Consider the following 18,284-nt stretch of genomic DNA (forward strand, 5'->3'; position numbering starts at 1 on the left):
TTTATGTAAATAAATTGTAAATTTTATTATGGTGATTAAAATCCATATCAGGCTCGGATACACCAAAATCGAGTTTTTTTATGGCCGACTCTCGATTTAGCTGTAGCGCTATGCCAAAAGGTACAGACGTTTCTTTTACATGGTCTTGTACACATAATCTTGTCTTGGGGCAGTAATGGTAAATCATTATAGGGTTCGTTCGGATTGTACACACTATCGACTTGATATAGCACTGTCGACGGCATCGACATATCTAAATGAATAAAATCAGAAAAGCTGAACAAATTTTAGTTCAGCTTTTATAGTCGGCACACCTGGATCCAACTTTTTATAGGGATAGGTTCATTCGTGCAAAAAGATACCTGCCCATATAACCAAATTGTGAGGTTCTTCTAGAAAACACAAATTGGTCCCCTGCGGTACCTCCTGCCCTGTTTTCATCAGGATACACATCAAAAAGATTGTTTGCCCCAATGGTAATACCCAAATTATTGGAAAAACTTTTGGATATTGTAAAATCGGTTACCAGTTTACCGCCATAAACGGCATCGCTGCTCACGGTAGTCCCCTCAACACGTGCATCTCCATTAAAATCATCGGGGTCGGTTACTTCACCAAAATATACATTGCGAAGCAGGAAATCCCATGGGCCGGAAGTCAATGTGTGTGTTAGGTTCAGTTTGGCCCTAGGTTGAGCCAAGGTCAAAAATGCTTCTTCCTGTCCGTCAAAGAATGAACCGCCCAAGCCTGCATTTTTAATAAGTTCGGGTACAAAAATGTCTTCAACTTCAGTTTTGTTGAAATTGGCGGCAAAATCGTTCTTAAGAATGCGCTCTCCAATATTGGCCCTGTGTGATATCACAATGTCCAATCCTTGTGATTTGGTATCAATGGCATTAACGAAGAATCGTGCGCTTGTGGCCCCAGCGGACTCAAAAATCCGGGTCAATTCAGGGTCACCCCCATTGCCAAAGCTTCCACTGTATACAATTCGGTCATCAATGTTGATGAGATATCCATCCAACGTTAGACTAAAGTGGCCAAACTTGGCCGTAAGTCCGGCACTAAAGCTGTTTGAGGTTTCTTCACGTAACCTATCAATACCGATAAGGGCGGCGGCCCTGCTGTCATTGGTGAACGTACCTTGTTCAAAAGGCTCATTGTCCACAAAGACCGTACTGGTCCGACTAAAGAATTGCTGGTGTAGTGATGGCGCCCGGAATCCAGAACTGCTGGCCGCACGAAGGGCAATATTATCGGTCACTTCAAATCGCGTGGCCAATTTATAGTTGAAGGTGCTTCCAAAATCGGAGTAGTTTTCGTAACGTCCTGCCAAGCTCAATAACCAATTTTCAGTAAGATCGGCTTCAAAATCGGCATAAAGCGAAATATTATTTCTGAAATTATCGGTCTCGTTGTTTGGATCGTACCCCCTAAAAACCTGGGCACCACCACCCAATGGAGCACCTGTAAAATTATTACGAACCAAAAGTGAATCGGGGGTAACACTGTTTACGGGATTCCCATTCACATCATAACTGGTGTATGAACTTTCTTCACCGGAAAAAATCTGAAAACGCTCCACTTTATATTCCGCACCAAAAGCGACATTGAACCCGTTAAAAATATTGTCGTAAAAACGGTTGACATCCAAATTGGTGGTGTTTTGGGTAAAGCTCAATCCCCCGGCATCAAAAACACGTGGTGTGGCAACGCCAAGGGTTCCGTTACTCGAATTACTCACGGTGATAAAAAAAGTATTGCGACCAAAGGTGTTCGAAAAATCGACATTCCAGCCCTGGACTTCCCCCCTAATTCCCAAAGCGGCCGAACGGTCCAAAATATCAGTACCGATGTTGGGGAGGAAACCATTTGGAAATGCCGGTGTATTGGCCCTGCCATCGCCCTGGGCGGGTCTTCGGTAAAACCCTGAAGCAAGGCCCTGGCGATAACTTACCCCACCAAAACCGTAAAACTCGGTGGTCTCGGAAAGCGGAATGCCTATGTTGGCAAAAAATTTGCCTTCCCTTAATCTTGAGGTACCCACCCTAAAGCGGAAATCTTCCCGGGTGAGCCCCCGCGCTGCCAACTCATCCTCATCAGCATCAAAGCTCAGTAAATCACGTAAGGTTGCAACATCATCTTCATTTGATACATCCAATCCCGCAATTTGGTCTTTGATTCCCTGGTCCAGATAACTGATGCCTTGGGCAGCATTAGCATAATCCTGAAGCCCCATATTGGCCACATTGCCCCCACCTGAGGCGAATACACGTTCAGCGCCATGGAATCCCTGAAAGATATCACCCGTATAATCCTTGTTACGCAAGGCAGGTTCCCGTGTGGACAGGGAACCGGTAAAATTGATGTAGCCCGTTTCCCCAATACCAAGCCCGTAATTGGCATCCACTTGAAATTTTTCACCATCGCTACCCCCTTCAAATTGATTGCTGTTTTCACTAAAATTGGCCCCTGAGGTTACCATTAGGCTTAAATCGCCCGTATTTTTTTTCAGCACGATGTTGATGACCCCGGCAATGGCATCAGAACCGTACTGGGCGGCCGCACCATCGCGAAGTACTTCGATCCTTTGGATAGCAGCAGCGGGAATGGCGTTCATATCCGTACCCACTGTACCGGCTCCCACCGTACCGTTTACATTGATAAGTGCCGTGGTATGCCTTCTTTTTCCGTTAATGAGTACCAGCACCTGATCGGGGCCCAAACCGCGAAGTGAAGCAGGATCAATATGGTCCGTCCCATCAGAAACGGTCTGTGGCTGTGAGGTGAACGAAGGGGCCACATAGTTTAGGATTTGATTGACCGAAACCTGTGGCCCCTGGGTGACAATGGCCTGAACATCGATCACATCAACGGGAACACTGGTTTCCGTGGCCGTTCTATTGGGATTTCTTGACCCAACGACCACAATATCATCCAATTGGGCAGCCGCGCTTTCAAGCGTAATGTCCAAAGTGCTTTTGCCTGTTGCATCAACTTCCATGGTTTTAAATCCAATGTAAGAAATGACCAGGGTGTTGCCATCATCGGGAAGTACAATGGTGAAGTTTCCATCAAAGTCGGTTTGGGTGCCTGTAGTAGTGCCTTTTACCAGGACATTGGCACCTGGGAGGGGATTCCCTTCGTCATCGCGAACCGTACCTTTAATTTCCCTTGTCTGCGTTGCTTTTTGGGAATCGATGACTTTCAATTGGGTGAGGACGATTTGCTTTTTTATGATTTCAAAATCAATACCCTTCGGAGTAAAAAGGAGTTTTAAAACGGTGGTAAGCGATTGGTTTTTTACCGAAATGGAGGCTTTTTGATGTACATCCACTTCCGTGTTTTGATACAAAAATTTGTATCCCGTCCCATTCTTGATTTCCTCCATGATTTCAAAAAGAGGCACCGATTCGAACTCGAGTGTAACTTTTGTCTGTGCAACACCAGGATTTGCAACTGCCAGGCTAAGACTGAGAAAAGTGGAGAGTACAAGAAATTTCCTAAGGACCCGGTTGGTCGTTTTTTGGATGTCCTTCATCCCAAAAAAAGAAGGCCACGAAACATTTTTCATAAATTTAAGTATTAGTTAATATTGGTATTCTACAATTCTGACATGACTAATGCCAAGGGAAATGTTGCCACATTTCCCTTACTTTTTTATGGTTATTTGGTGGTGGTGTATCTCATATTCAAAATGTATTGAGGTAGATAATACTTTAAAGATGGTTTCAATGTCCTCTACATCAAACTCGCCGGTAAACCGTTCATTTGCAATAGTGGTATTTTCATTTGTGATGTTCACATTATAGGTACGCTCAATGTTTTGAAGAATTCGGTGCATCGGCATATCGCTAAATACCATTTTGTTTTGCATCCAAGCGGTAAAGAGGCCCACATCTACCTGCTTTTTGGTGAATGATTTATTGAACTTATCAAATGAACCTTGTTGGTCGGGCCTTAAAATCACCTTTTTCCCAGAAGTATTCCCATCATAAAGACTTACAGCGCCTTCTATCAAGGTGGTGGACACCTGTTTGTGTTCTTCGTAGGCGCAGACATTGAATTCAGTACCGAGGACCTTAATGTTCAGATCATTTACGTTGACGATGAAAGGGAAGTCCTTATTACCAGCAACATCAAAATAGGCCTCTCCCTTTAAATGGACCATTCTGTGGTCCAAAGCGGTATTGAACCTTGGTGGAAAAGTCAATGTAGAGCCTGAATTCAACCAAATTTTAGTGCCATCAGCGAGCGTTATATTGAATTTTTGTCCGTTTGGAACGTAGATCTTATGGTATCCATACGCCTGGGTATTCGCTACGGGCGTATAATCCAAGCCGGAGCTGGTGGTCTTAAAAATAGGGCTTCCATTTCCCTCAACCACGGTTGATGATTCATAACCATCCAATATTTTTTGCGAACCGTCGGCCAAGGTGAGTACAATATTATCGCCATCCGGGTTTGAGGGCAACGATCCCACCATCTGCTTTTCCGGGGACAACGGATTCTTGCCCGGAAAAAGCACGTTCGACAGGATCAAAAAAGCAACCGCCACGGCCGCAGCATAGGGCAACCATTTTTTTGTTTTGTGCAAAGTGGATTTTGGGGCATCCAAGATAGGTTCAAAATCCTCAAATGCTTTCATTGAGTCAAAATCATGGAACAATTGGTTTTGTGAATATGAAACCAATTGCTCTTTAAAAAGGGTACGGTTCCCCTTTTTTTGGAGCATTAATTTTTTTAAACGTTCCCGTTCTTTTTCAGTTAGTGTCCGATTTATATATTTTTCCGTCAATTCTACTAAATCTTGCATAAAACGTGGGGTATCTATATTCTAGACACCAACTTCGCAAAAAACCCCTATTCCAATTGAATTTTTATTTTTGGCAATGGTACTTGACCATGACAGACGTTCAATTAAAACGGAATTTGAAATTAGGCCATAAAGTGGCCTATAAATTCTTGTTCGAGGAATATTATAATTGGTTGTGCAATTACCTTTTTAAACTCTCAGGCAATCGAAGTCTTTCAAAGGATTTGGTGCAGGAGGTGATGATAAAATTCTATGAGGGCCGGCATAAGATAAACGTGGAGACCAACCTAAAATCCTATTTGTTTACCATGTGCCACAACCATTTTCTGAACCACATACGCCGGAATAAAAACAGGCCCGATCTATTGGATCGGATCCAATGGACCGCCATATATGAAAGCTATTTTGAGGTAAAGGTCGAAGACGATTCTTTTGAACGTAGCCTTAACAGCTTGGAGAATCTGTTGAACACCCTACCTCCAAAATGTCGTGAAATTTTTATCCTTAACAAATTGGAAAAACGTAAATACAAAGAGATTGCCCGTGATATGGAGATTTCCATTAAAACCGTTGAAAGTCAAATGTCCCGTGCGTTACGCATTATTCGTGAAAAAGCATCATGCCTGCTCATTTAACTCGACATCACTTTTTATCAAACAAAATCCGTCAAATTGAGTGGTTTTTCGTAATGAAATAAAGAAAAATTGTATCGAAATTAGGATGCTGACCGAGCACAGCGAACGATGACTCCCTTTAAAACCAATGAACAAATATATGAATAAGGCCATTCACAACTGCCACTTCAACAACCCCGGTGGCCCGGACCTATAGATCATCCCTAAAAATTCGGTTGACGCCCAATGTGCCATTTGGTTATGCATAACACGCAAATGGATTAATTAAAAGTTATGTTTTTTTACGGGCGAAGCGCCAATGCCCTTTTTTATTAATTTTCATTCCGAATAATTACTTGGCACTACGCTTCTTACAATGAATACAAAGCTATTGGTAATTGGATTGAAAAACTCAAATGTTCGGGCTTTTGGTAAGCTCTTCGAGCTTTATCAACCAAAAATCAAGGCCTTTTTATGTTCAAAAAATTTAGGGGCTGGTGCCGATGACATCATTCAAGAGACTTTTATCACTTTATGGAATAAAAGGGAGACCATTGACCTTACCAAGTCCTTTGATGCCTATGTCCTTACCATTGCCAAAAATTACGCCCTAAAGGCCTTAAGAAAACAACTTAGTGACGAAATTGATGCCGCTAATGCCGATATACAGGATCCGTCCCTGGCACCAGGGGATTTTATCGATCTACGGTACTACGAAAAAAGGATACAATCTTCCGTAAATAAACTACCTCCACAACCCAAGGCCGTTTTTACGTTAAAACGCCAACAGGGAATGTCCACCAAAGAAGTGGCCCTGGAATTGGATATTTCCCCCAAAACCGTTGAAAATTACATGAATAAGGCCTTAACGGCCCTGCGAAAGGATTTGAAGGATTTTGCCTGGCTCCTGTTGCTCCCATTACTCTGATGCCCTTATAAAAACATTTTCTTAACGTTTTGTTAATGCCCTTTTTTAGGGTGCTCCCTGCTTTTTAAAGCTATACCCAATACAAGATATAACTACCTATGGCATCCATAAAGGAAATTTGGAAGAGATACCAAAGTGGCAAGGCCACTAGCAAGGATAAGAAAGAACTGATCAAGGCCATTGACAAAAAGGATGCCGAATTGGACCGCATTTTTACTGCTGACTGGGGTGCTTCCAAAGATTTTAAGACGGACCCTGACGAGATAGAACACGCCAAAAAACGGCTGTTGGAAGAGCTTGGGTTGACCAAAAAACGAAAAAGGGCATTCCATGGGTATCGAATTGCGGCAAGTGTACTGGTTTTAATAGGGCTGTCCCTTTTTCTTTATCTAAGGAACAGGGACACGATCATTACGATTGAAGTGGCCTCCGGAAAAACGATAGAGCAGGTGGTATTGCCCGATGGTTCCAAGGTATGGATAAACCATGGTTCCTCAATTTCATATCCAAAGGATTTTTCTCCCGAATCCAGAAGATTGCAACTGGTGGGCAACGCTTTTTTTGATGTGGTCAGGGACCCCTCAAAACCTTTTATCATCGAAACCGGAAAACTTCATGTCAAGGTGCTGGGGACCTCTTTTGATGTGTACTGCTATGATGATGAACCTTCCAGCGTAACCGTCCAGACCGGAAAGGTAGAAGTATCACACCCCCAGTCCAATGCCAAAATCCAGTTGATCAAAAATGAACGATCCCTATTGGATCCGAAATCGGGTACCCTTCAAAAAGTAAAAACGGATTCAGGGATGGGCATCGCCTGGCGCAATAACGTACTGCAATTTGAAAATATGGAGTTGGGGCAGGTACTCAAAAATGTGGAACGCAAATACGGTGTCAAGATCAATTGTCCCGATACCCTTTTATTGAAAAGTAGGATACGCGCGCGTTACAAAAATGAACCCCTGGATACCGTTCTAAGCGACCTGGCCTTTATGACAAACTTTGACTACAGTAAAGACGAAAAAACCAACGAGATAACACTAAAACCCAATCCCTATGAAAAAATAGAATAGCCCAACCAAAAAAGAAGGGTCGGGACCAAGTGCAATGGTCCCAACCCAGAACAAAGAAATTTACTTAAGCGATTAAATCTCTCTAATTACAAACATATGAAAACCACCTATTATGGCAAGCAACAACTGGCCATTTATAAGTTCTGTATAACGATGCTACTTTTTAGCATCTCGCTTTGCGCCCAGGCTTCCCATATTGAAAACGTTAAAATAAGTCTGGAAGCGGAAAGTCAAACCATAGATGGGATATTCAAACAGATTGAAAATAAGACCTCATATTTGTTTCGGTATTCCGAGGATATTTTGAACGATGAACGAAAATTTTCACTGTCCTATCGGAATGAAACCGTAAAGACCATCCTTGATGATATCAGCAACAAGGCAGGTCTTGTCTACAAAATTTCCGGTGATAACATTTCCGTTCGGAAATCTTTGCAAAAACGAAGCCTAAGGGGAACCGTAGTTGATGATGTGGGAACTCCCATTCCAGGGGTGAACGTTCTTGTAAAGGGCAGTCAAACCGGAGTGGTCACCGATTTTGACGGTAATTTTACCATTGATGTTTCCTCCGGTGATATTTTGGTGTTCTCCTATCTGGGATTTACCACAACCGAGGTTTCCATTACCGATCAAAGTGAACTCAGGGTAACCTTAAATGAAAATGTAGATCAACTTCAGGAAGTTATTGTCTATGGATATGGGACCGGGACCAAAGAAAAATTCAACGGTGCCGTTTCAAAAGTGGAAACGGAAAAATTGAACACCTTTTCCTCCGCAAATTTTGAGCAGGCCCTGGCAGGTAATGTTTCGGGGGTCCAGATCATTGGGAATGGAAAAAACCCAGGCGAGAATTCCGTGATCCAGATTCGTGGATTGAATACGTTGACCGCCGGAACCAATCCTTTGATCGTTGTTGATGGCAACCCACTTTCCGAAGGTTCTTCCTTTAGTTCCATCAATAACCAAGACATCGCATCCATTAACATCCTTAAAGATGCGGCCTCCGCTGCGATTTATGGATCACGGGCATCCAATGGGGTTATCCTGATAACCACAAAAAAGGGGAAGCAAGGGGATTTAAAGGTAACCTATGACACCTATTACGGATTTCAGGACCGTATTGATAATTTTCAACTGGCAGATGCCTATGATACCGCACTTTTCGATTTTGATACACGTAATTTTGGTTATGTGTCCGGCGGACCGGGAAGAAGTATTGATGATGACAATGCCACCAGGGATGCCAATGGTGGAGGTAAGCGCAGTAGGGTACAACCCTTTTTACAGGGCTATTTGGATGGACAACCGGGACTGACCAATACCAATTGGACCGATGCGGTATTCCGAACGGCACGCCAACAAAACCACTTTGTGAATCTAAGCGGCGGAACGGAAAAAACGGATTACTCGGTATCCTTCGGGTATTTGGATCAGGAAAATATCATCATCAGTTCCGATTATAAGCGGTACACCACCAATTTTCAATTGAACTCACAAATAAGCGACCGTGTGCGTTTTGGTATCACGTCCAATATCTCCTTGGTCAATTCAAACCCCACCGGGGAAAGAGGTTGGTCGTCCCATGATGCGGGTCGAAACAGACAACCGGATCCCGCCTATGCCATCGTATTGATGCATCCCTATTATCCTATCTTCAACCCAGACGGTTCTTTTGCCATTGCCAATCAGATTGATGATAATAATGACAATTGGGATGGTCCCATTTCCGAAAATGTTGTGGCAAAAGCGGAATTGACCGACTTTTTTGAGCGCCGCCTCCGGGTTTTTGGAAATACCTACCTGGAAATTGACCTCTATAAGGGGTTACGGTTCAAAACCTCTTTTGGTGGGGATTACAACACCATCTTCAGTGAATTCTTTGCCCCCTCGGACATTGGAAATTATCGGACCCCTGTGGCCAATAATCTGGCCGTGGCCTTTGAGAACAATGACAGGAGGGAAAACTATATCACGGAAAACCTATTGACCTACAATAAGACCTTTGGCAAACATACGTTTGATGCCTTATTGGGTTTTAGTTACCAACAAGAGAGTTCTTTTGAAACCCGATTGGAGAGTAACAACTTTGCGGATGACAACCTCCGCAATATTGCCGGGGCCACAAACCCATCCTCCATTCCTGAACGAAGCAAATGGGCCTTAACATCGTATTTCAGCAGATTGCAATACGATTTTGATGGCAGGTATTCCCTATCCGGTTCGTTTAGAAGGGACGGTTCCTCAAGATTTGGGGCCAATACCAAGTTCGGTAATTTTGCCTCCCTATCGGCGGGTTGGGTATTGAGCAATGAAACCTTCTTTCCAGAGGATGGCCTGGTCAGCTTTGCCAAATTAAGGGCAAGCTGGGGACAGACCGGTAACAATCAAATTGGGGACTTTGCCTCTATTGCATTGGTTGAGCCGGACAACTATGTCATTGACAACCAATTGACTCCGGGATCGTTTATTAGGACCTCCCCCAATCCGGATTTGTCCTGGGAAACCAATACGGCATTGAACTTGGGGGTCGATTTCGGATTCCTGAACAATAAGCTGTTTTTGACTGCAGAGTATTACAATTCCAAAACGGAAGACCTTTTATTGGAGGTTCCCGTACCCCAACAGTCCGGTTTTGAGAACTCTTTGCAAAACATTGGGGAGTTGGAGAACCGAGGGTTTGAATTTGAAATCCGGGGAAACAACTTTCAGCTTGGGGAATTGCGTATTGGATTTAACGCCAACCTTACCACCAATGAAAATGAAGTGTTGGCCCTCTACGGTGACCAGGACCAGTTTATTGAGACCAGAGGGGGCATGGGTTTTCTGACCAAGGTAGGTCAAAGTATTGCCGAATTCTATGCGTACGATATCATTGGGGTATACCGATCCCAGGCCCAATTGGATACCGAGACCGTTACCCCTTTGGCCGGGACCGAGGTAGGCGATTATGTGGTCAGGGATGTAAATGGGGACGGCCAGATCACTCCGGATGACAGAACCACATTAGGCCAATACAATCCGGAATTCACCTATGGTTTTGGAATCAGCCTAAATTATAAGGGTTTTGACCTTAACGCCCAGTTTACGGGTATTGAGGGTAGAAAGGTAACCGATAACATGCTCTACGATGCGGAAAGTGGAGAGGGTTTCTTTGTCCCTACCCAGTATTATGTTGACAATTATTTTAGTGATAGAAACCCGGACGGATTCTTTAGAAGACCGGATTTCTCCAGTTTCTCCTCGGCAGGTAGGCTTACCAGGGCGTCCAGCCTCTCCGTTTATGATGCCGACTACTTTAGGCTGCGAAGCATTCAAATTGGTTATAGTTTCCAACCTTCGATTACGGAGTATTTAGGCATCGATACCCTAAGACTGTATGTCACTGGAAACAACATTTTTAATATAACGGACTTTAGGGGCTATAATTCCGATGGTATTACCGCCACAAGTAACGAAGCGCAAACCCTGACCAGGGGGTTCATCAATTCAACCAGTCCTTTGACCCGATTTATGGCCCTTGGACTAAACGTGAAATTTTAAATCAAAAAATGGATAAAATGAAATTTTATAGTTACCTATTTTTAATGATCATGGTCTCCCTGGGTTTGACCTCCTGTGAAGACGAATTGGATATTCTTCCCATAACGGAAAAATCGGCCAATAGCTTCTTTTCCAATGAGGCAGAGATTGAAAGTGCCATTGCAGGTGCCTACGGGCAGCTACAGGAAAGAGGACTGTATGGTCTTGACCTCATTGGAGTTGGAGAGATTTCCGGGGAGGACTCCTTTGAGGAAATTGCCGCCAATGATGGTGGTCGTTTTGGTCAGTTGGATGACTTTTCCACCAATCCCGGCAATGATTTGGTCGGTGACATTTGGAGGGAATCCTATCGGGGCATTCAACGTGTAAATGTGGTTCTGAACCGGATTACGGATATTGAATTTGAAGACCAGGCCCTAAGGACCAATAGAATTGGGGAAATGAAATTTGTGCGGGCACTGCTGTACTTCAATTTAGTGCGTTTGTATGGCGACGTTCCTTTGGTGGTAGAAGAAACGGAAAGCCCTTTTGATTTCTTTGGACAGGGCCGCACCCCCTCCGATCAGGTCTATGCCCAAATTGAAGCGGACCTTTTGGATGCCATTCAAGATCTTCCACTGGAAAAGTCCCCAGCAAGGCCCGCCCAAGGTGCGGCCCGTGCCTTATTGGCCAATGTCCAAATGACCCAAGGCGATTTTGCAGGGGCCCTATCCAATTTGGAAGCTGTAGTGAACTCCGGCATATATGACCTCATGCCCACAACCGCAGAAATATTTGGGGTCGCCAACGAGGGAAATGCCGAAATCCTTTTTGAAGTTCAGTTCGCAAGTGGTTTTAATGTGGATGGAAGTTTTGAGGGAAGCCCAGCAGCATCGCAGTTTAGACCTTCCGGTACAACGGCAAATGCCAAAGGGCACAATTTGCCCACACAGGCATTTATTGATTCCCATGAAGCGGGAGATACCCGGCTCAATGATTATGTGGCCGTAGACCCAGATGCCAATCCCTTCTATTTTACCACAAAATATGAAGTTTCCGCTACCGGAGTGGATGATGGGGGCAGTGACCATCTTATCATTCGCTATTCCGATGTGATATTGAGATATGCAGAGATGTTGAACGAAAATGGCCAGACCGCCGAAGCCATCACACAACTGAACCGGATCCGCACCAGGGCCGGATTGGCTGGAACAACAGCTTCCTCCCAGGCCGATGTTCGGGATGCCATTCGTTTGGAGCGTCGTTTTGAACTTTTTGGTGAAGGGCACCGCTGGTTCGATTTAAAACGATACGGTAATGCCGTTGAGGTCATGAATGCTTTTTTTGAAAGTACGGGAGCCACCACACGAATCACGGACAACAACCTCGTATTGCCCATCCCGCAAAGTCAACTAGATACGGATCCAGGGGTAATCACACAAAATCCAGGATATTAACAATCAAATAAGGGGGGCTTTTTGGCCTCCCTTTACAGCCATGACTATCATGAGATTATGTATTTATGTCGGCTTTATAGTGTTCATAGGAACTTTGGGCGCCTGTAGGCAAGAGGTCGGCACCCCTGGCCAAACGGGGGAGGAACCTTTTGTTGAGGAAAGTGTTGGGGAATCCACTTCCATTACCGATCTGATAGCCAATCTTAAGGATTCGCAGAACAATGAGGTGATGGTGGTCGCCCACCGAGGGGATTGGCGCAATGCGCCGGAAAACTCATTACGGGCCATTGAAAACTGTATTACAATGGGCGTTGATATGGTGGAAATTGATATTAGGGAGACCAAGGACGGACAATTGATCTTAATGCACGATGAAACCATTGATAGGACCACCACCGGGACCGGAAAGGTGGCCGATCTCACATGGGCCTACTTACAGACCCTGTATTTACGCGATGAAATTGGACATAAGACCCCACATCAAATCCCGACTTTAGAAGCAGCTTTACAACTGTGCAAGGGCAACATTTTGGTCAATCTGGATAAAAGCTATCCCATTTTTGACAAATGTTTTAACGTAATCGAAGAAACGGGAACACAAGAACAAGTGGTGATCAAAGGGGCCATTCCCTACGATCGGGTCAAAAAAGAATTTGGCCCGTATTTGGACAAGGTCTTTTTTATGCCCATAGTAAGGCTTCACGAGCCCCATGCGAAGGACATCGTCGACACCTATCTCGATAGTTTACAGCCTGTGGCTTTTGAATTTACGGTACCCCAGGATACCCTAAAAATGATCGAATACTTCGATGATATCCGCGCAAAGGGTTCCTCCGTTTGGGTAAACGCATTGTGGCCCAGGCATAATGGGGGGCATGATGATGAAAAAGCGGCCATGGATCCCACAGTGTACAATTGGTTTCTGGATAACCATATCGATATGATACAGACCGATCGGCCAAAACTGCTTTTGGAATATTTAAGGGACAAAAACAGGCACAAATAAGTACAACGAAAACACCTAAAAATGGAAAAGTATCTAAAACGCACCCTTTTACTGGCCGCTTTGGTCATGGGATCGGTGCTTTATGGGCAAACTGATCTAAATCCAAAGGAAAACAGGGCGGCCATAATATTGGAGCAGCTTAAAAATCCTTCAGGGGATTACGTTTTGGCAGTCTCCCATAGGGGGGATTGGCGCCATGCTCCGGAAAACAGCCTTCCGGCAATTCAAAGATGTATTGATTTAGGGGTGGACATCGTCGAGATCGATGTGCGATTGACCAAAGACGGGCATTTAGTGGCCATGCATGATAAAACCCTGGACCGGACCACCAATGGAAAAGGAAAAGTGAGTGAACTCACCTTGGATGAAATCAGGGCATTTCGTCTTAAAAATGCCTGTGGGGTTCGGGGTTCCAGAATCCCTGTCCCTACTTTGGAAGAAATTATGAAGTTGACAAAAGATAGGATCATGGTAAATCTGGACAAGGTGGAAGGGGAAACCGTGCGGGAAGCCTATGAGATCCTCAAAAAAACGGGAACGGTGAAGCAAGCCATTTTTAAGGGTAGGGAAACCGTTCAGGTGATGCGCCAAAAATATGGAGGCCTTATGGATTCCATTATCTACATGCCCATTTTAATCGACAACACCAAAAATCCAGCACAATTTGTAGAGGACTACAATGCAGACCTCTCCCCCTTGGCTTATGAAGTAACTTTTGACTCCCAGGATTCGGAAAATTTCAAACAGATTTCAAAACTTAGGGAAGAAGGGATTTTTGTCCTGAACATTGCGCTGTGGGATGCTTTGGTAGCCGGACATACGGATGAAATGAGCTTGTTGGAAGGCCCGGATGACTCCTGGGGCTGGTTGGTGGAACATGGGGCCAACGGCATTATGACGGACCGTCCCGAGGAATTGTTGATCTATTTGAAACAAAAAGGGCTTCGAAACCCGTAAATGATATACAAGAATACGTAGTTCGTTTTCATAATTCAGTTTACGTTTATTTAGTTAGCAGAAGGGCGCAACCGAAGGGTTGCGCTTTGCTGCTTGGTCAAGTAATCGAGGTATCCATGATGGAACGATCAATATTATACACTTGGCCGGAAAGAGTTTGGTGCTCCCCATCCAAACTGGCATTCTTGGACCACAAAATACGTTCGGAACACTTTGCCATTCCTTTCCGTGCCCTAATCCGAGCAAGAGGTAAATTGTAAACAAGTGAAAAGGAACCAACAGGGCTTGTTTTTTAGCATTTTACTATAGGCTTTTTCTTCAAGCATGGCCCTCCGACATTGTTCAACAAGGTGTGTATCTGTTGCAAAAGTGTTTTATTCCCCGAGCGGTCCAGACGTGTTTTCCAGTAAATCAAGGGTCAACACATATTCGTAGGTACAGGTATCAATTTCGGTAAATATAGTTTTCACTCTCCGTAGGCCAAAAACTAGAATTTCGTCCACAAAACACAACCCTAATCAGATATTGCCCCGAAGCAACAGTATCGCAAATTCGTATCCAAGATTTTATTTCTAAACGTTGTTGGCAGAGACCCACATTAACCAACAGGGAACATGAACATTCAGTACTCCTCCTTCGGGCACATCCAATGCAACTCCCCCTTGATCTTGTCTCCAAGAGTTATGTAATCTCGCTCGCCCGTACCGGAACAGTCTTCTGCATTAGTTGCTATACAATTCGAATTAAGTTCAAGATAACGATTATTGATGACTAGGGTCTCCACGTCCTCTACCCAACTTTCCGACATAGTCTGTAAGATGTAACCGATGCCTCGGAGGTAGATAAAGAACAATTATTATTTTGCTTGCCTTTTTGTTTGCAATCCCATTAAGGTTATTATCAAAAACAATAGGAAAAATGTACAAAAAATCAACCAATGGTAGCTATTGCCGTCAGCAGATTCCGTTATAGTAAGCAATTGGTTTGCTTTTTGTGCCCCTACCACTTGTTTTTTACCTCCTACCCAGGTAACGATAACATTGTCAACGGTCTCCAAATCTCCCAAACCGAAATGGGCCACTGCCGAACTCTGTGAAAGATGGCTAGAGTTGCCGCCATCTATTTCGCGAACCATATAGGTATTACCAGCAAACACTTCTATTCTTGACCCTATTCCATTGGTTTCGCCCTTGGTTCCTTTTAATGCCACCTTTAGCCAATTTCCATTGGCCATATCATTACGGAACAATTTGGTAACCGATGGTACCGGGTATTCATAAATGGGGGCTTGGTTTACTATCAGAATATCCATATCGCCATCATTTTCAAGATCAAATACAATGGAGCCTCTGCCAACGCCGGGATCGTTGACCTTTATCATACTTGCCATTTCCACAAACTTGCCCCCCCGGTTTTCATAGTAAAAATTGGGCAGGGGCACACAATTGGGGTTAAGGTCACCATTGGATACATAGATGTCCAAATCGCTATCATGGTCAAAATCGGCAAAGTTTGCCCCCCAACTGATAGAAAAAGAATATGCACCTGTTTCTTTGGCCTTGTCCTCAAAAGTACCATTGCCCATATTGCGCATGAGTCGGTTGAATTTGATATTGGTCACAAAGTAATCGAACGATCCATCATTATCATAGTCCCCTACTGCAGCTGCCATTGCATTTATGGGCAAATCCATGTTTTTGGATTTGGCAACGTTCTTAAACTTCTTCCAGAAAAATCTGTTTTCATATAAGAGGTTGGGAGAGGCCTTGTACCCAAAATCATTGTTCACCAAAATATCCTGATCCCCATCCATATCAAAATCGGTGAATATGCCTCCAAATCCAAATCCAGTGTGGTCAAGCCCATAGTCTTCATATTTGTCGTTAAAGTATTCCCCCTTTTCGTTTATCAATAAATAATCTTTGGATGTCTGGTTGGCACTTACTATAGTCGCATCTTTGATAACCCCAAGCTTACCTTCAAATTCTTTAAAATAATTGCCAATGTAGAGATCCGGGTACCCATCTTCATTGACATCGCCAGAACATGCTCCCGTACTGAAGGAATTTAACCCTGAAAGTCCATATTTCGTAGTAACATCTTTAAAGGTAAGGTCTCCATTGTTCAGAAACAGCAGATTTTTTGCCCTGGGGATTATGTTGGTGCTGTCCGTGGTATTTATCGTGGTTATAAATAAATCCCTAAAACCATCTTTGTTGACATCCGCACTTGTTGCTCCCTGTGTTACGTATCCACTACTTACCTCAAGTCCAGATTCTTTGTATATATTCGTAAACGTCCCATTTCCATTGTTCAAATAGAGCACATCATCGTTTACCCCACCTGTAATGAACAAATCTTCAAAGCCATCATTATTGATGTCGAATACTACAGCACCACCTCCAAAGGTACCCTCATAGACCTTGAACTGATGGTCTATTCCTGATTTTTCGGTGATATCCACAAAAGTAGCCTGGGCGTTTGTGGCCACTACGGATAAAATGACGAGACCTATTAAAGCTATGGCAATCTTTTTTTTGTCCATGTCAATTTTTGGTATGCCAATCCAGACCCAACACATTTTTAGCAATCTTTGCCCCTTCAACGAGACCTACATTATTGTCTTGCGGGGTGTGGATACCCCCATAAAATCTTGAGTCTGCCGTTTCTTGTGCCGCTTCCCAAAAGGAATCGAAGGATCTGATTACAAAATCCGTGTCCCGTATTTCATCCCTTTCCCTACCTTCATGGGCCCTATCGGTAAAATGGAACGCCTCCCCAAATTCGTTTTCCAAAATGGTGGCCATTGCCGCCGCGTTAATGGCATGACCGGAGGGAAATGATGGAAATGGTGGGTCTGGCCAGAAGGATTCCCATTCCTGATCGATAAATTGTGGAATGAAGGTATTTGGCCGTTCAGAAAAAAAATGGTATTTCCATTTCCAACAATTGATAAAGGAATCGGCCACGGCAATTGCTGTTTTTGCATAGACCTCGGCACATTCCATTAATGATGGATTGGATTTTTCTATGGCGAGTGTTGCTATATAGTATGAATGTCCTGGAGGGGTGAACGTAACATCGGGATCATCACCCCACCAGATGGCCGCTTCTTTCTCTTCTTTGGTCAAAATCAGGTCTTTTTCATAAACCTGCCTAAACTCATTGTAATAGGGTGATCCAGATATGGTATCGTACGGAATCATATATGGAATTGGGAGATTCTGGTTTTCCTTGAGGAAGGTTCTGTTTTGGCCCCAATGTGGGTGGAGTGGGTGATGGCTGAATGATTGTGCGAATAGGGGGGGCTTCCATGAACCAGGTTGGGTGGGATGTATCCAATTCTTATCAAAATTGTCCAAATACCCCCTATGTCCCCCGTCGGTTTTTGACCATTCATAAATGGCATTGGCCAGGGCATTGCCATAGGTAGTGGATCGATCGTTGATTTCCACTGTAGTATCAGGGGATTTCGAAAAAAATTCGTTGATCACGTTTTCAAGGGAATCAATTTTTATCTTGTTTTCGTCTGAAGTCTGTTGATACATATGCTTCAATATTGTGGATTGGCCTGCATTCAATGCTAAAATCCAGTTATACGATTTTTCACCTTCAGGTTTGGGCAAGTCTTGCAGACCGTTCAGTTGACCTTCCAAAGAGTTATGGGAGCCATATCCGTGCACTATGGACTCGTACATGGTCAAGGCAATGTAGCCGAAGCCCCTGGAGGCATAGGTAGGGGAATTGGAAGGCGTATGTTTTGCAAGATAGGTGGCCATGTTCGCCCAGCCTACGATCACTTCTTGTTGAGAAAGATTCTTTTTTCCAGCAGTCGAGCAACCGATATAAAAAAAGAGTATTCCCAAACTTATACTGCAATACAGATGAAAAAGGCCAATTTTTCGCATAGATTC

At 43.9% G+C, this 18,284-nt stretch carries 11 protein-coding genes; 7 read left to right on the forward strand and 4 right to left on the reverse strand.

Annotated elements, in window-relative coordinates; translation table 11 throughout:
* Positions 1 to 328: 328 nt before the first annotated feature.
* Together L0P88_RS07180 and L0P88_RS07185 are read right to left on the reverse strand one after the other, a co-directional pair.
* Positions 329 to 3,574 (reverse strand): TonB-dependent receptor, encoded by a 3,246-nt coding sequence (locus L0P88_RS07180; protein ID WP_247133924.1) that lies wholly within the window; start codon positions 3,572 to 3,574, stop codon positions 329 to 331.
* A gap of 78 nt (positions 3,575 to 3,652) precedes the next feature.
* A complete protein-coding gene (locus tag L0P88_RS07185; protein ID WP_247133925.1) occupies positions 3,653 to 4,816 on the reverse strand; it encodes a FecR family protein in 1,164 nt (387 codons plus the stop codon).
* An 89-nt stretch (positions 4,817 to 4,905) separates the two neighbouring features.
* Here L0P88_RS07185 and L0P88_RS07190 point away from each other — a divergent pair, with 89 nt between their 5' ends.
* The 7 genes from L0P88_RS07190 (at position 4,906) to L0P88_RS07220 (ending at position 14,370) form a co-directional block, all read left to right on the forward strand.
* Positions 4,906 to 5,451 carry an RNA polymerase sigma factor gene (locus tag L0P88_RS07190; RefSeq protein ID WP_247133926.1) on the forward strand — a complete coding sequence of 182 codons (546 nt, stop codon included), beginning with the start codon at positions 4,906 to 4,908 and terminating at the stop codon, positions 5,449 to 5,451.
* A gap of 355 nt (positions 5,452 to 5,806) precedes the next feature.
* A complete protein-coding gene (locus tag L0P88_RS07195; protein WP_247133927.1) occupies positions 5,807 to 6,358 on the forward strand; it encodes an RNA polymerase sigma factor in 552 nt (183 codons plus the stop codon).
* A 98-nt stretch (positions 6,359 to 6,456) separates the two neighbouring features.
* Positions 6,457 to 7,431, forward strand: a complete 975-nt coding sequence (locus L0P88_RS07200; protein WP_247133928.1) for a FecR family protein — start codon at positions 6,457 to 6,459, stop codon at positions 7,429 to 7,431.
* A 96-nt stretch (positions 7,432 to 7,527) separates the two neighbouring features.
* Positions 7,528 to 10,971 (forward strand): TonB-dependent receptor, encoded by a 3,444-nt coding sequence (locus L0P88_RS07205; RefSeq protein WP_247133929.1) that lies wholly within the window; start codon positions 7,528 to 7,530, stop codon positions 10,969 to 10,971.
* Positions 10,972 to 10,988: 17 nt separating this feature from the next.
* Positions 10,989 to 12,407 carry a RagB/SusD family nutrient uptake outer membrane protein gene (locus L0P88_RS07210; RefSeq protein WP_247133930.1) on the forward strand — a complete coding sequence of 473 codons (1,419 nt, stop codon included), beginning with the start codon at positions 10,989 to 10,991 and terminating at the stop codon, positions 12,405 to 12,407.
* A gap of 49 nt (positions 12,408 to 12,456) precedes the next feature.
* Positions 12,457 to 13,413 carry a glycerophosphodiester phosphodiesterase family protein gene (locus L0P88_RS07215; RefSeq protein WP_247133931.1) on the forward strand — a complete coding sequence of 319 codons (957 nt, stop codon included), beginning with the start codon at positions 12,457 to 12,459 and terminating at the stop codon, positions 13,411 to 13,413.
* 21 nt (positions 13,414 to 13,434) lie between these two features.
* The gene (locus L0P88_RS07220; RefSeq protein ID WP_247133932.1) at positions 13,435 to 14,370 is read left to right on the forward strand and encodes a glycerophosphodiester phosphodiesterase family protein; all 936 of its coding nucleotides are present in this window, start codon (positions 13,435 to 13,437) and stop codon (positions 14,368 to 14,370) included.
* Between the two features lie 856 nt (positions 14,371 to 15,226).
* Here L0P88_RS07220 and L0P88_RS07225 read toward each other — a convergent pair.
* The gene (locus tag L0P88_RS07225; RefSeq protein WP_247133933.1) at positions 15,227 to 16,915 is read right to left on the reverse strand and encodes a CRTAC1 family protein; all 1,689 of its coding nucleotides are present in this window, start codon (positions 16,913 to 16,915) and stop codon (positions 15,227 to 15,229) included.
* A gap of 1 nt (position 16,916) precedes the next feature.
* Positions 16,917 to 18,278, reverse strand: a complete 1,362-nt coding sequence (locus L0P88_RS07230) for a vanadium-dependent haloperoxidase (protein WP_247133934.1) — start codon at positions 18,276 to 18,278, stop codon at positions 16,917 to 16,919.
* Positions 18,279 to 18,284 lie beyond the last annotated feature (6 nt).

It is taken from the genome of Muricauda sp. SCSIO 64092, assembly GCF_023016285.1.
Classification (GTDB): Bacteria; Bacteroidota; Bacteroidia; order Flavobacteriales; family Flavobacteriaceae; genus Croceivirga.

Excerpts from the sequence above, each read along its gene's own strand:
- L0P88_RS07180 (WP_247133924.1), bottom strand. The coding sequence starts at position 3,574 with ATGAAAAATGTTTCGTGGCCTTCTTTTTTTGGGATGAAGGACATCCAA.
- L0P88_RS07185 (WP_247133925.1), bottom strand. The coding sequence starts at position 4,816 with ATGCAAGATTTAGTAGAATTGACGGAAAAATATATAAATCGGACACTA.
- L0P88_RS07190 (WP_247133926.1), top strand. The coding sequence starts at position 4,906 with ATGACAGACGTTCAATTAAAACGGAATTTGAAATTAGGCCATAAAGTG.
- L0P88_RS07195 (WP_247133927.1), top strand. The coding sequence starts at position 5,807 with ATGAATACAAAGCTATTGGTAATTGGATTGAAAAACTCAAATGTTCGG.
- L0P88_RS07200 (WP_247133928.1), top strand. The coding sequence starts at position 6,457 with ATGGCATCCATAAAGGAAATTTGGAAGAGATACCAAAGTGGCAAGGCC.
- L0P88_RS07205 (WP_247133929.1), top strand. The coding sequence starts at position 7,528 with ATGAAAACCACCTATTATGGCAAGCAACAACTGGCCATTTATAAGTTC.
- L0P88_RS07210 (WP_247133930.1), top strand. The coding sequence starts at position 10,989 with ATGAAATTTTATAGTTACCTATTTTTAATGATCATGGTCTCCCTGGGT.
- L0P88_RS07215 (WP_247133931.1), top strand. The coding sequence starts at position 12,457 with ATGAGATTATGTATTTATGTCGGCTTTATAGTGTTCATAGGAACTTTG.
- L0P88_RS07220 (WP_247133932.1), top strand. The coding sequence starts at position 13,435 with ATGGAAAAGTATCTAAAACGCACCCTTTTACTGGCCGCTTTGGTCATG.
- L0P88_RS07225 (WP_247133933.1), bottom strand. The coding sequence starts at position 16,915 with ATGGACAAAAAAAAGATTGCCATAGCTTTAATAGGTCTCGTCATTTTA.
- L0P88_RS07230 (WP_247133934.1), bottom strand. The coding sequence starts at position 18,278 with ATGCGAAAAATTGGCCTTTTTCATCTGTATTGCAGTATAAGTTTGGGA.